Below are 13,507 nucleotides of genomic sequence, written 5' to 3'. Positions count from 1 at the left end.
AGCCCGTCGGTCAGGAGCCCGTCATGAGACAATCGACTGCCGCCTCCATCGTGCGACGCCTGATCAAAGCCGTCACCGAGGCCGGCCGGTCGTTCGTCGACTCGGTGGTGGAGGGGGCCATGCCCGCACCGCAGCCCGTACCGGTCCGCGTTCGTCCCAGCCGCCGCCACTGAGGCGGCCCTCGGGAGATCCGGCCGGGCGAGCCCCGGCCGCGACGTCGCTCCATCAGCGACAGGGGCCCGGTGTCAGGCGCCCGTCACGGTATCGACCAGCAGCTTGATGTTGAGCGCGACGATGATCGCCGCGATGGCCCAGGACAGGATCTTGAGCCAGGACGGGATGACATGCGGGCCCATCTTGCCCTTGTCGGAAACGAATCCGACGAGGGGCATGACCGCGAACGGCAGCTGCATCGACAGGATCACCTGACTGAGCACCAGCAGGCGCGCCGTTCCCTGCTCTCCATAGAGGGCGGTCACGCCCACCACGGGGACGATGGCGATGGCCCGGGTGATGAGGCGACGCGCCCAGTCCGGGATGCGTAGGCGCAGGAAGCCCTCCATGACGATCTGCCCGGCGAGCGTCGCCGTGACCGTGGAGTTCAGCCCCGAAGCCAGGAGCGCCACCGCGAACAGCGTCGAGGCGAGGCCGACCCCCAGTAGCGGCGAGAGCAGTTCGTAGGCCTGCTCGATCTCCTGCACGTCGGTGCGTCCCTGCGCGTGGAACACCGAGGCCGCCAGGATCAGGATCGCGGCATTGACGAACAGCGCCAGCATCAGCGCGATGGTGGAATCCGTGACCGCGAAGCGGATGGCCCCCCGCCGCCCGGCCTCGTCGCGTGGATAGGCCCGGGTCTGCACGATCGAGGAGTGCAGGTAGAGATTGTGGGGCATCACGGTGGCGCCGATGATGCCGATGGCGATGTAGAGCGCCGCGGGGTTCGTCACGATCTCGGAGGTCGGCAGGAAGCCGCCGAGCACCGCCTGGATGGGCGGGGCCGCGAGGGCGATCTGGATGCCGAAGCAGACGAAGATGATGCCCAGGAGCGCGATGACGAAGGCTTCGAGGGCCCGGAAGCCGCGCCGCATCAGCAGCAGGATCAGGAAGACGTCGAGGGCGGTGATCGTCGCCCCGAGGATCAGCGGGATCCCGAACAGCAGCTTGAGCGCGATCGCCGTGCCGATGACCTCCGCGAGGTCGCAGGCGATGATCGCCGCTTCGCAGGCGAGCCAGAGCACGAGGCTGACCGGACGCGGATAATGGTCGCGGCAGGCCTGGGCGAGGTCGCGACCGGTGGCGATCCCGAGGCGGGCGGCCAGGGCCTGGAGCACGATCGCCATCAGGTTCGAGAGCAGGATGACGGCGAGCAGCGTGTAGCCGAACTGCGCGCCCCCCGCGATGTCGGTGGCCCAGTTGCCCGGGTCCATATACCCCACCGACACCATGTAGCCCGGACCGATGAAGGCCAGGAGCCGACGCAGCCAGGATCCGTGAGCGTGCACGGGCACGCTGCCGTTCATGCGGCCGAGACTCGGCTGCTCGCGCGTGGCCTGCTCGAACCGCCAGGACCCGCGCGGCTCCGCTGCCGCGTGGGGTGTGGTCACCGGGTCGTGTTGAGCCATGCCTGCGCGTGCTTCCGCCGAGGAATCGTCGGGCACGCGTCGCGGCCCGACGCTTTATAGCAGTGGCTATAATAAGATCAAATGGCTAAGTTCGCCCGGTGGGCGGGACGGACTCCCGCCCTTTCAGGAGGCCAGGGAACGCAGGTTCGTGTCGATCTCCGCCACACCCTGCGCGGCGGTCTGCATGCTCGCGGAGATCTCGCTGGTCACGGCGCTCTGCTCCTCCACGGCGGAGGCCACGCCCGTCACGAAACCGCGAACCGCGTCGAGGGACTGGCCGATGGCGGCCAGCGCCTCGACCACGTCGCCCGAGATCGACTGCATCGCCTTGATGTCCTCGGCGATGCGGGCCGTGGCACCGGTGACCTGGTTCGAGAGGTTCTTGACCTCGCCCGCGACCACCGCGAAGCCGCGGCCCGCCTCGCCCGCCCGTGCCGCCTCGATGGTGGCGTTCAGGGCCAGCAAATTGATCTGTCCGCCGACGCCCTGGATGAGCTGGACGATGTCGGTCATGGAACGCGCCGCATCGGCGAGCGCCCCCGTCGAACGGTCCGCCCGCTGCGCCCGGCTGTCCATCTCGTCGACCTCCTGGCGCGAGCGCGTCAGGCTGCCGGCGATCTCGCCGATCGAGGCGTTCAGTTCCTCCGCGGCCGCCGCCACGGTCTGGACGTTCATGAGGGTCTGGGTGGAGGCGCGCGCGGCCTCGATCTGCGCGCGCATCCGGACCGTGATGTCGGAGGCGTACTTCACCACCTTCAGCGGTCGGCCGTTCGGGTCGAAGATCGGGTTGTAGGAGGCCTGGATCCAGGCTTCCCGGCCGCCCGCGCCCAAGCGGCGGAAGATTCCCGACTGGAATTCACCCCGGCGCAGGTCGGCCCAGAAGGTCTGGTATTCGGGCGAAGCCGCATGATCCGGATCCACGAACATCCGGTGGTGCTGGCCCTGGATCTCCGAGAGCCGGTATCCGAGGACGTTGAGGAAGTTCGGGTTGGCGTCGAGCACATACCCGTCGAGATCGAACTGGATCACGCCCTGCGAGCGTCCGATCGCCTCCACCTGTCCGCGCAGGTCGGCGCTTTGCCGTTTCGCCTCGGTGATGTCAGAGGCGAACTTGACCACCTTTGTGAGCTTGCCGGACGGGTCGTAGATCGGATTGTAGTTGGCCTGCAGCCAGATCTCGCGCCCACCCTGTCCCAGGCGTCGAAACTCCCCGGCCTGGAACGTCCCCCGGCCGAGCGCCTCCCAGAAGGCGCGATAGGGCGCTCCGTCCCGCTCGTTCGGATCGACGAACATGCGGTGATGCTGTCCCGTCACCTCCGCCAGGCTGTAGCCGACGAGATCGAGGAAGTTCGCGTTGGCGGTGAGGATCGTGCCGTCGAGGGCGAATTCGATGACGCCCTGCGAGCGCCCGATCGCTTCGATCTGGCTGAGGTTGTCGGCGGTGCGCAGCTTCTCGACCGTGATGTCGGTGGCGACCTTGACGACGCTCACGGTGCGGCCGTTCCGCCCGAGGACCGGATTGTAGCTGGCCTGGAGCCAGATCTCGCGACCGCCCTTGCCGATCCGCTTGTACTCCGCACGCCGGAACTCGCCCTTCGCCAGGCTTGCCCAGAAGTCACGGTACTCCGCGCCTTCGCGCTCGGCCGCGTCGACGAAGAGGCTGTGATGGCGCCCCTGGATCTCGGCCAGGCTGTATCCGACCGTTGCGAGGAAGTTCTCGTTCGCCGTGAGAATGGTCCCGTCCGGTTTGAATTCGATGACGGCCTGAGAGCGATCCAGCGCCTTGAGCTTCGGGGATGTTTCACGGCGCAGCCACATCATCGGTCGAGTCCTAAGGAGCCCAGGCACCGCGTTCAGCGGCGGAACCATGTCGAGACTATAAGTATGCTACTTGCCCGCGAAACGATAACATTTGATCATCAGGGGTAGATGTTCCGCCATCACGTTTTTGGTATCACTGGTCGAGCGACCGTCGCTCAACCTATGGTCGGACTAGGGATAGGTTTTCGTTCGGTTTTTCATCAACCTGTAGTGGCGGATCATCCGCAGAATCTGGTCCGAATGTCGTCAGGTAGGCCCGGCGCGCTGCTTCAGGACTTCGAACGACCTCAAGGTCCAGGGTCTAAACGCCAAACCTCGGAAGCCAGCGCGCCCGCTCACCCGCGTGCGACGTGAGCCCTGGGGCCGCGGCGTGCCGGGCTGTCGAGCCACGCTGACAACATTGATGGAAGATGACAAAAATTTCTTAAATTCCGGGATATTTTGGCAAATCCGCCAGATCTTTGGATTCAACGCAGGGTTATTTGTTCCATCGAATAGATACACTTGATAAAATGCCGCTCCGAACAGGATGAAGAGACTGGAAAGGTCGTGCGGCACCCGTGACGTGTCCTCGTCCAGCTATGTGGGACCGGGGGCGCGCATCGGGTTCGAGATCACAGGATGCGGGCCCTCGCGGGAACGCGATCCGGATCGGCGAATACTTCCAAATGTTGCTGCTCGCGGCGATTCAACCTTTGAGAATGGCCCTTAATCGCGACGGCGGCCCCGGAGCGGATATGTGTACAGCGGCTGTTCCTGCGTCTCGTCGTGTCCGATTGTGGGGCGGTCCCGCCCGTGTGCCGGCATGCGCCGTGTTTCCGGCCGGTCACGAAGGCGTGTGCATTCGGTTGGGCGGCACCGTCGCGCATTCCCCGTCCGGTCGGGACAGGGGGCTGCGCCGCGTCAGGGTGGCGCGCAGGTTGGGCGGGCGTGCTCCGTCTCGGTGGTTTCCCGCCGTTGCACCGGTCCCCGGATGGTGTGTAGCTGCACCGGTCGAGTCGGTGCGGCGCCCGACCGAGGCGGGGCGAACGCGCCGGGGATGCGTCGAGGGGGAACCCGCTTGGGTATGGATTGGCAGCGTCTCGCGCCCGCGAACACGCGCAGGCAGATGGCGGTGACGGCCTTGGCGGGTGTGTTGCTGGGGCTCGGCGGCGTCACGGCGGGGACGAGCCTGGTCCAGGCCTCCGAGCGCGGAGGGCTGTTCGACTTCTTCGAAACGATCTTCCGAGGCCCGGCGCCGGAGCCCGTCGCGATGCCGATGCGGCACCGTCCGGCGCATTATGCCTCGCTTCCCGATGCGCGCCGGGTCACGGCGACGCGAATGGTCCGCCAGAGCCCCCGTCCGGCGCCTGCCGTCGCCCTGGTCCGGCCCGCCCGGCGTGCCAAGGCAAAGCGGGAAGCGACGCCGATCGCCGCGATCCGCCCCGCCGCTCCGGCCCGCTCCCTCGCCCTCTCCCCCGGCGCCCGCACCGTCTGCGTCCGCACGTGCGACGGCTACCTCTTCCCCCTCGGGCGCCTCGCGGCGCGCGCGGACCTGTCCGTGCACGAGGCCGCCTGCGCGGCCGCCTGCCCGAACGCACCGACGCGCCTCTTCACCCTCGGGGCCCGGCAGATCGACCTCGACCGGGCCGTGGGCCTCGACGGCCAGCCCTATCGCAGCCTCGCGGTGGCGAACCTCTACCGGGCCCGGCGCATCGAGCAGTGCGCGTGCCAGCCGGACGGCACCGCCGCGCCCCCGCTGCCGATCGCCCAGGACCTCACGGCCCGGGCCGGCGACGTGGTCGCCACCGCGACGGGTGCCGGAATCGTCACGCCGGGACGGGACGGCATCACGCTGGTGGATTTCCGCGAGGCGCGCGGGCTGTCGCGCCGGGCCCGGCGCGAGATCGACGCCAAGGTCGACGTGATCCGCCGGGAGGCCGAGATCCGCGCCTTCCGCACGGCGATGCGCAGCGCCGAGCGCGCCAACCGCATCCGCGTGGCCGGGGGCACGGGCTTCCCGTCGACGGCCCCGCCGATCGAGGTCGAGCCCGCCTTCGCTCCGGTGCGCGCGGGTGCGACGCGGGTCGTGATGGCTTCGCCCTTCGTCTATTGAGGGCCGGCGCGACCCCGCGACCGAACCCGAACCGGCGAACCGAGACGTGGCGAACCCTGGCCTGACATGAGCGAGAGACAGACCGATCCCGTCTTCGACGCGGCGCTTCCCGCCAGCGGCGAGACCGTGGCCCTCTCGTCCCGGATCCGGCGGCGGATCGCGCCCAACGGCGGCCCGTTCACGGCGAGCGGCACCTGCAGCTACATCGTCGGACGCGAAGAGGTCGCGGTCATCGATCCGGGGCCGGAGAATGCGGATCACATCGCGGCCCTCGTGGCGGCCTGCGCGGGCGCGCGCATCCTGGCGATCCTCGTCACGCACACCCATCGCGATCATTCGCCGGGGGCCCGCCTGCTGCAGGCCCGGACCGGCGCGCCGATCCTCGGCTGCGGGCCGCACCGGGCGGCGCGGGCGCTCGCGGAGGGCGAGTTTCCCCACCTCGACGCCAGCGCCGACCGGGTGCACCGACCGGACCGGGAGCTGCACGAGGGCGAAACGATCGCGGGGCCGGACTGGACCCTCGAGGCCGTGGAGACACCCGGCCACACCATGAACCACCTCGCCTTCGCCCTGCGCGAGGAGGCGGCCCTGTTCTCGGGCGACCACGTCATGGCCTGGTCCACGAGCATCGTCGCACCGCCCGACGGATCGATGCGCGCCTACCTGGATTCCCTCGACAAGCTGCGGACCCGGTCGGAGACGGTCTATTGGCCGGGCCATGGCGGCCCGGTGCGCGACCCGCGCCGCTTCGTGCGCGGGATCGCCACCCACCGCCGCCTGCGCGAGGCCTCGATCCGCGCCCGGATCGAGGCGGGGGACCGGAACATCCGCGCCATCGTGGACGCCATCTACCAGGGCCTGAACCCGGCCCTGCGGGGAGCGGCCGCGCTCTCGGTCTTCGCGCACCTGGAGGATCTGGTGGAGCGCGGCGTGGTGCGCAGCGACGGCCCGCCCCAGCTCGAGAGCACCTACACGCCGGCCTGAGGGCCGCTCACTTGCACGCCGGCCTGAGGGCCGCTCACTTGCACGCCGGCCTGAGGGCCGCTCACTTGATCGCGATGGCGAGGTTGGCGACCTCGTCGAGATAGGCCCGGATGCGGTCTGCGTTGCTGCCGAGGTCGCGGGTGCCGAGGCGGGAGGCGGAGCGGACGTCGATGCGGGCGCCGTCCGCCCGGGGATGGACGCGGACCGTGACATCGTCGGCGAGGTTCAGGATCGGCCCCCGCGACACCGCTTCGATGCGCCCGTTGCCGATGCGCCCGCCGGGACGGATGGCCTCCACGATCTGCCAGCGCCGGTTGACGGCCGCCTTGCGCGCGAGCTCGAACGCCTCGTCCGCGTCGAGGTCGAGGGTGAGCGGGGCGATCTGCGGATAGGCCGCCCGCTGGGCCGTCCGCGCGGCCGGGCCGGGATCCGGCGGGTAGCGGCCCTCACGGGCCGCGAAGGCGGCGCGCGAGCGCGAGAAGGCCGGCGGGGACTCGATATCGGTGGTCACGTCGGCGATGGCCGGGAGCGCGAGGCCGCGCAGGGCCGCGAAGGCCGGGTAGGCGAGGATGAGGCTTCCCAGGAACAGCCCGACGAGCGCCGCGCCGAGGCCGCGCGCGCCCTCCCGCCAGACCCGCACGAAGGCCATCAGGGCGACGCACACCGCCACGGCGGCGAGCACGAGGCCGGCGCCCAGGGTCGCCAGGGCCGGCCCCGCCTCGGCGCGCGGATCGCGCACCAGCAGCAGGGCGAACAGGGTGACGAGCAGGGCCAGGACCGCCAGGGTCCGCGAGACCGGGCCGGCACGGGTGACGGGATCCTCGTAGGGCAGACGACGCATGCTGTGAGGGGATTCGCTGTCCGGGAGGTGCTTGGGGCCGTGTCCCCGAAGCTTTACCGGTCCGCGCCGCCGGGCGCCACCCGAACCGTGCATCCCCCCGGATGGGGTGTCGGCCGCGTCGATCCGCGCGACGCCGCCGACGGACCCTCAGGCCGCTTCGGCCAGGGGCGCGGGGGTGGGGGCGTCCATGGCGCGCAGGTAGACGTCGAGCAGCGTCTCGTGCTCGTCGCGCGCGTCCTGATCGAGTTTGCGCAGCTTGAGGATCTCCTTGAGGATCTTCACGTCCAGCCCCTCGCCCTTCGCCTCCAGGAAGATCTCCTTCTTGGCTTCCATCAGCTCCTTGATCTCCTCCTCGACCTTCTCGACGCGCTCGATGATCGAGCGGATACGGTCTCCGGCGATTCCAACGGTGTCGGTCGTGTCGGGCATGCTCTCTCCTGGGCCAATCCGGCGCCGCACCCTTTACGGGTTTCGGTAAGCGGGAGGTTAACCCTGACCGGGCCGGCGAACGGGCTTCACGACTCCTCAACCCTGCGACGCCAGGGTCGCGGCATGCTGAACCTGTCGCCCCCGCGCACCCTCACCTTCCTCGTGTCCCTCGTGGTGATCGGGTTGGCCGTCGCCAGCCTGTGGCTGCGCATTCCGACGATCGGCCCCACGGTGGTGAAGTTCAGGACCTGGTTCTTCGTGGGCGCCTACGTCCTCCTCGCCCTCGGCGTGGTCTCGAAGCGCCTGTGACCGTACCGGACGGCCGTCGCAGACCCCGTCCGGTTCCGGCAGGGGGCCCGAGCCAAGCCGAACTCCCCACTCCCGAAGGCGTTGAACCGGGTTCGTGAGAGGGCGGGGCGTTCCGATGCCGACGGTGTTCCTGGATTGTGATGGCGTGCTCGCGGATTTCGACGCCGGCGCGGAGCGGGTCTTCGGAATGCCGCCGCAGGCATTCGAGGCGCGCCACGGCCTGAAGCGGTTCTGGTCCGCCCTCGCCGCCCACGACGACTTCTTCGGCGGGCTGCCGCTGCTGCCGGACGCGGTGGAGCTCTACGAGGCCGTGCGGCACCTGCGGCCGATCATCCTGACCGGCCTGCCGCGCGGAGCCTGGGCCGAGCCGCAGAAGCGCCGCTGGGCGCAGCGGCACTTCCCGGATGTCGAGGTCATCACCACCAGCGCCGCGCTCAAGCGCGAGCATTGCCGCCCCGGCGACGCCCTGGTGGATGATCGCGACAAGTACCGCCCCCTCTGGGAACAGGCCGGCGGCGTCTTCATCCATCATCGGAGCGCGGCGGCCTCGATCCGTGCGCTGCGCACGCACGCGTTCCTGTAACGCGGGTTCGGCCCCGCCCTCGGCCCGGCCTCAACCCGCCGCCGACGGGGACGAGACCGGGACGCGTAGCGGCGCGTAGGTGGCGCGATAGCTGCGCGGACCGATGAGGGGGAGCAGGAGGTTCCGGGCCCAGTCGGGCATCCGGGCCGTGCGCGACAGGCGGTCGGTCATGGCCTGGACATGGTCCACGCGGGGCCGGCGGAGCGCCTCGTAGCGCGCGCCGACCGCGTCCCAGTCGCCCCGCTCCGCCAACAGGTCGGCGAGCACGAGCGCGTCCTCGAGGGCGAGGGCGGCGCCCTGCGCCCAGACCGGTGCCGTCGCGTGCGCGGCGTCGCCCGCGAGGAGGACGCGGCCCCGGTTCCAGCTCGGGATCCGAACCTCCTCCAGGGGCGCATGATGGACCGTGCCCGGCCGGGACAGGACCCAGGCGAGCGTCTCCCGGACGAGGCGCGGGAACGGGTCGAAGACGGCGCGCGAGGCGGCGAGATCGGGATCGCCCCCGCCGCTGACCGAGACCCAGCCGTAGGCCTCGCCCCGGTCCACCGGGATGAGCAGGAACAATCCGCCGGCTCCGGCCCAGAGCGTCCGGGCCTCGAGGCCCGGGTTCGGCGCCATGAAGCGCCAGCTTGCCGGAGCCAGCATCGCGGCACCGGGCGCCTGCGCGCCGCACACGCCGCGCCGGACCGCCGAGTGTACCCCGTCCGCCCCGACGAGTAGGCCGCCGGCCTCGACGGTGCCATCCGCGAGGGTGACGGCCACGCCCTGCGGCGTCCGGTCGATGGCGGCGACCGCGCGACCCTGCAGGAGGTCGCCCGGCGGCAGGCCCTGGCCGAGGAGCCGCAGGAGGTCGCCGCGACGCAGGCAATGCGGCCGTGCCCCCGCGCCCCAGAACGCATCCTCGTCGACGGCGAAGAGCAGGCGCCCGCTCTGCGTGCGGTACTCGCGCCGGCGAACGGGCGAGCCCACCGCCCGGAGCCCCTCCGCCAGGCCGAGTTGCGCCAGGGCCCGGACCGCATTGCCCGGCAGGTTGATGGCGAGCCCCGCATCGGCCGGATCCCCGCGTCGTTCCAGGGTGAGCGAGGCGACGCCGCGCTGCCGCAGCGCCCGTCTCACGGCGAGCCCGGCGATACCGCCGCCAGCGATCAGAACCCGGTCGGCCCGTGTTGCGTCCATGGGATCTCGCGTCCTCAGTCCCGTTGCGTCGGGAGACTTCTATCCGATGAGGCAATTCCCGCCCCCCTCCCCGTACGGGACGGCGATGCGGGCCCTGTCCGGGGGACGAGCAGCCGCCGTCCCACGCATACCCCTATCGCCCGCGCTTCCGGGTGTGGGCGCCGGTCTGCTATAGCCACGCGACGATGCCCGCATCCCCGCCCCCTCAGACCTCCCCCGAGGCCGCCGATCCGCTGCGGGTCTGGTTCCGCTTCATCCGCCTCAACCGCCGGGTCACGGCGGCGATGGCCGGCGAACTGCGCGGCCTCGGCCTGTCCATCCCGCAATTCGATGCGCTCTCCACCCTCACCGAGCGCGAAGGCATGACGCAGCAGGATCTGGCGGCGCGGCTCTACGTGACCAAGGGCAACGTCTCGGGGCTGATCGACCGCCTCGTGGAGGCGGGGCTGGTCGAGCGGCGCCCCATCCCCGGTGACCGGCGCTCGCATGCCCTCCACCTCACGCAAGGCGGTTCCGACCTCGCGACGCGCGGGATCGCGGCGCAGAAGGCCTACGTGGCCCGCACCCTCGGGCAATTGCCGGCCGCCGACATCGCGGATTTCGAGCGGCTGGTCCTGAAATGGCGCGAGCTTGCCCGCACGCAGCCCGTCCCGGAGGCCGGGGGCTAGGATCCGAGCAGGGCCGGCAGGTCCGCCACCGAATCGAGGATATGGTCGGCCAGGGGCGCCATCTCGGCGCGGGCCGCCGGACCGAGCGGGCCGCTGAGCACCGCGATCGAGACCGCCCCGGCCGCACGGGCGGCGACGAGGTCGTAGGGTGAATCCCCGACCATCGCGATCCGGCCCGGGGGCACGCCGAGATGGGCGGCGAAGGCCGCGACCATGCCGGGCGCGGGCTTGGCGCCATGGCCCGAATCGTAGCCCGCCACGAAGGACAGGTGCGGGGCGAGGCCCAGGGCCGCGCACTGGGCCCGTGCCGAGGCCTCCGCATCGTTGGTGGCGATGCCGAGGGCGTAGCCGCGCGCGGCCAGGGTCGCGCCGAGGTCGGCCGGGACGCCGATCGGTGTCAGCGACGCGAGGCCGGCCGCGCGGAACAGCCGGTCCATCTCGGCATAGAGCTCGGGTCCGGCCGGACGCCCCAGCACCTCGGCCCAGAGCGGGCCGTAGCCCGCCGAGGACCCGGCGATGAGGGGCGAGGTGGGGGCGAAGCGCCACTCGGCCTCGACGTAGTGGCTCACCCGCATCAGGGCCTCCAGGCGGCCCCGGTCGCCCCCCGCCAGGGTGGACATGACCGAATGGGCCGCCGGCCCCCAGGTGCGGTCGAAATCGATGAGCGTCCCGTCCTTGTCGAACAGGATGCCGCGAAGGGCGGACCCGAGGGCCTCAGGCCGCATCGCGGACCTTCTCGACCTCGATGACGACGCCCTGCGGCGTCATGCGCTCGCGGGCCACCATGCGGTCGCCCGGCTCGAAGACCCCGAGCGCCACGTCCCGGTCCGGCAGGATCACGGTCGTCGTCTTGTTCAGGTGGACCAGGACATGGCGCTTCTGGGGCAGCGACGACACGGCCCAGCGCTTCAGCTGCCCGTAATACGGCTCGCGCCGCCAGGCGTTCGGCTGGCCCGGATCGACCTGCACGTTCATGTGGCGGGAGACCGGATCGAGGCTCAGCACCATCTTGGCGCGCTCGGGTTTCCAGTCCGGGCCGAGCCAGGCTTCCGTCATCCAGAGGCAGTGGAAGGCCCGGCAATGGTCGGGCCGGGTCGCGTGGATGGCGCAGCCCCGGCCCTGCTTCGTGTGCCGGCACCATTGCCCGGCCACGGATTCCACCGCCGGCACGTCGTAGACCTTGCAGCAGAGGGTGCAGCTGCCGCAGCTGCGGCCGGGCGCCGGATGGGCCACGATGGTCGCGGGATCGAGCATGGTCTGGTCCGAGGTGTGACGTCGAGCGGGTTTCTAGACGGGGTGCGCCTCGCTACAGTCGCGCACCCATGTCGGCCATCGCACAACCGTCAGGCAAAATGATGCTCTCGAACCTCGCGACCCGCGACGTCGAAACCCTGATCCACCCCTACACCAACCTGGAGACGTTTCGCGAGACCGGACCCCTGGTCATCGAGCGCGGACACGGGGTCTGGGTCTACGACAGCGACGGCCGGCCCTATCTCGAGGGCATGGCGGGCCTGTGGTGCACGGCGCTCGGCTATTCCAACGAGGAACTGGTGGAGGCGGCCAGCGAGCAGATGGCCCGCCTGCCCTTCACGCACCTGTTCTCGGGGCGCAGCCACGACCCGGCGATCGAGTTGGCCGAGACGCTCAAGGAGCTGATGCCGGTTCCGACCTCGAAGATCTTCTTCACCTCCTCGGGGTCGGAGGCCAACGACACCCAGGTCAAGCTGACCTGGTACATGAACAACGCGCTGGGCCGACCGCTCAAGAAGAAGATCCTCTCGCACATCAAGGGCTATCACGGCGTCACCGTGGCCACGGCCTCGATGACCGGCCTGCCGGCCAACCACGCCGACTGGGACCTGCCGCTGCCGGGCTTCCTGCATGTGGGCTGCCCTCACCATTACCGCTTCGGCCATGACGGCGAGGAGGCGGAGGCCTTCACCACCCGGCTCGCCGCCGAACTCGAGGCCGTGATCCTGCGCGAGGGCCCCGAGACGGTGGCGGCCTTCATCGCCGAGCCGGTGCTGGGGGCGGGCGGCGCGATCCTGCCGCCCGACGGCTACTACGCCAAGATCCAGGCCGTGCTCGCCCGGCACGACGTCCGCTTCATCGCCGACGAGGTGATCTGCGGGTTCGGACGGCTGGGTACCTGGTTCGGCTCGGAGGCGATGGGCCTGGCGCCCGACAGCCTGTCCTTCGCCAAGGCGCTGACCTCGGGCTACCTCCCCCTCGGGGGTATCTCGGTGGAGGAACCCCTCTACCGCCTGATGGTGCAGCAGAGTGCCAAGCTCGGCACCTTCGGGCACGGCACCACCTATTCCGGTCATCCCGTGGCCTGCGCCGTCGCCCTGAAGACCATCGCGATCTACAAGCGCGACCGCATCATCGAGGGGGTCTCCGGGAAGGCACCGCACTTCCAGGCGCGCCTGTCGGCCCTGGCGGACCACCCCCTCGTCGGCGAGGCGCGCGGCATCGGCCTCATCGGCGGCATCGAACTCGTGGCCGACAAGGCATCGCGGCGGCAATACGACCCGAAGGCCGGCGTCGCGGCGCGCTGCGTCGCCTTCGCGCAGGCGGAGGGACTGATCGTGCGCTTCCTCGCCGGGGACCGCATCGCCGTCTGCCCGCCCCTGGTGATCGCTCCGGCGGAGATCGACGCGCTGTTCGACAGGCTGATCCGCGCCCTCGACCGGACCCAGGCCTGGATCTTCGAGACGGGCCTTCAGGCGGCCCTTCCGAAGTAGGACCAAGGCGCCCGAACGTGTGCATCGCAAAGACTGGATTTGCGATGCATCATGATCTTCGCAGTGCAGCGTCGATATTGGATAAGTGTTGTCTCGGTACTTACCCGATCGGATACGTCCGCATGATCAACCGATCGTGAGGGCTTTAAGCTTTCATTCAGGTTGGCGGCGGCTCTATGGTTCTCGTGCCGCTCGATGAGCGTCCGGGTGGAACCGCGAGGTGCCCGAGAGACGC

General features: G+C 70.4%; 14 protein-coding genes. 7 read left to right on the top strand and 7 right to left on the bottom strand.

Translation table 11 applies throughout. From position 1 onward, the window contains the following. Positions 1–23: 23 nt before the first annotated feature. Complete coding sequence (locus OF380_RS19410; protein ID WP_264046828.1) at positions 24–173, top strand: hypothetical protein; 150 nt, start codon at positions 24–26, stop codon at positions 171–173. A gap of 72 nt (positions 174–245) precedes the next feature. Here OF380_RS19410 and OF380_RS19405 read toward each other — a convergent pair whose 3' ends face one another. Further along, positions 246–1,520 carry an Nramp family divalent metal transporter gene (locus OF380_RS19405; protein WP_264051404.1) on the bottom strand — a complete coding sequence of 425 codons (1,275 nt, stop codon included), beginning with the start codon at positions 1,518–1,520 and terminating at the stop codon, positions 246–248. Between the two features lie 225 nt (positions 1,521–1,745). Then, entirely contained in the window at positions 1,746–3,443 is a 1,698-nt protein-coding gene (locus tag OF380_RS19400) for a methyl-accepting chemotaxis protein (RefSeq protein ID WP_264046826.1), read from the bottom strand. Positions 3,444–4,509: 1,066 nt separating this feature from the next. Here OF380_RS19400 and OF380_RS19395 point away from each other — a divergent pair. Then, positions 4,510–5,538, top strand: coding sequence for a DUF2865 domain-containing protein (locus OF380_RS19395; RefSeq protein WP_264046825.1), 1,029 nt, complete (start codon positions 4,510–4,512; stop codon positions 5,536–5,538). Positions 5,539–5,604: 66 nt separating this feature from the next. Beyond that, entirely contained in the window at positions 5,605–6,522 is a 918-nt protein-coding gene (locus tag OF380_RS19390) for an MBL fold metallo-hydrolase (protein ID WP_264046824.1), read from the top strand. 61 nt (positions 6,523–6,583) lie between these two features. Here the strand turns inward: OF380_RS19390 and OF380_RS19385 are convergent, their stop codons facing one another. Together OF380_RS19385 and OF380_RS19380 are read right to left on the bottom strand one after the other, a co-directional pair. Beyond that, complete coding sequence (locus tag OF380_RS19385; protein WP_264046823.1) at positions 6,584–7,363, bottom strand: DUF1499 domain-containing protein; 780 nt, start codon at positions 7,361–7,363, stop codon at positions 6,584–6,586. A gap of 147 nt (positions 7,364–7,510) precedes the next feature. After that, the gene (locus OF380_RS19380) at positions 7,511–7,792 is read right to left on the bottom strand and encodes a DUF2312 domain-containing protein (RefSeq protein WP_264046822.1); all 282 of its coding nucleotides are present in this window, start codon (positions 7,790–7,792) and stop codon (positions 7,511–7,513) included. A gap of 123 nt (positions 7,793–7,915) precedes the next feature. Here OF380_RS19380 and OF380_RS19375 point away from each other — a divergent pair, with 123 nt between their 5' ends. Both OF380_RS19375 and OF380_RS19370 read left to right on the top strand, forming a co-directional pair. Beyond that, entirely contained in the window at positions 7,916–8,101 is a 186-nt protein-coding gene (locus OF380_RS19375) for a hypothetical protein (RefSeq protein WP_264046821.1), read from the top strand. A 115-nt stretch (positions 8,102–8,216) separates the two neighbouring features. Then, complete coding sequence (locus tag OF380_RS19370; protein WP_264046820.1) at positions 8,217–8,684, top strand: HAD family hydrolase; 468 nt, start codon at positions 8,217–8,219, stop codon at positions 8,682–8,684. 30 nt (positions 8,685–8,714) lie between these two features. On the opposite strand, the gene OF380_RS19365 is transcribed toward OF380_RS19370, so the two are convergent. Beyond that, the gene (locus tag OF380_RS19365) at positions 8,715–9,857 is read right to left on the bottom strand and encodes an FAD-dependent monooxygenase (protein WP_264046819.1); all 1,143 of its coding nucleotides are present in this window, start codon (positions 9,855–9,857) and stop codon (positions 8,715–8,717) included. Positions 9,858–10,042: 185 nt separating this feature from the next. Between OF380_RS19365 and OF380_RS19360 the strand changes: the two genes are divergently transcribed. Further along, on the top strand, positions 10,043–10,525 hold the full coding sequence (locus tag OF380_RS19360) for a MarR family winged helix-turn-helix transcriptional regulator (protein WP_264046818.1): 483 nt from the start codon (positions 10,043–10,045) through the stop codon (positions 10,523–10,525). Here OF380_RS19360 and OF380_RS19355 read toward each other — a convergent pair. Both OF380_RS19355 and OF380_RS19350 read right to left on the bottom strand, forming a co-directional pair. Next, complete coding sequence (locus OF380_RS19355; RefSeq protein ID WP_264046817.1) at positions 10,522–11,250, bottom strand: HAD family hydrolase; 729 nt, start codon at positions 11,248–11,250, stop codon at positions 10,522–10,524. The genes OF380_RS19360 and OF380_RS19355 overlap by 4 nt on opposite strands. After that, the gene (locus OF380_RS19350; protein WP_264046816.1) at positions 11,240–11,779 is read right to left on the bottom strand and encodes a hypothetical protein; all 540 of its coding nucleotides are present in this window, start codon (positions 11,777–11,779) and stop codon (positions 11,240–11,242) included. The genes OF380_RS19355 and OF380_RS19350 overlap by 11 nt, the downstream gene beginning before the upstream one ends. A gap of 101 nt (positions 11,780–11,880) precedes the next feature. On the opposite strand from OF380_RS19350, the gene OF380_RS19345 reads away from it, so the two are divergent. Beyond that, positions 11,881–13,272 carry an aminotransferase gene (locus tag OF380_RS19345; protein ID WP_264051403.1) on the top strand — a complete coding sequence of 464 codons (1,392 nt, stop codon included), beginning with the start codon at positions 11,881–11,883 and terminating at the stop codon, positions 13,270–13,272. The last annotated feature ends 235 nt before the right edge of the window (positions 13,273–13,507 follow it).

The organism is Methylobacterium sp. FF17 (genome assembly GCF_025813715.1).
Classification (GTDB): Bacteria; Pseudomonadota; Alphaproteobacteria; order Rhizobiales; family Beijerinckiaceae; genus Methylobacterium; species Methylobacterium flocculans.
This window is presented reverse-complemented; position numbering and strand designations above follow the sequence as displayed.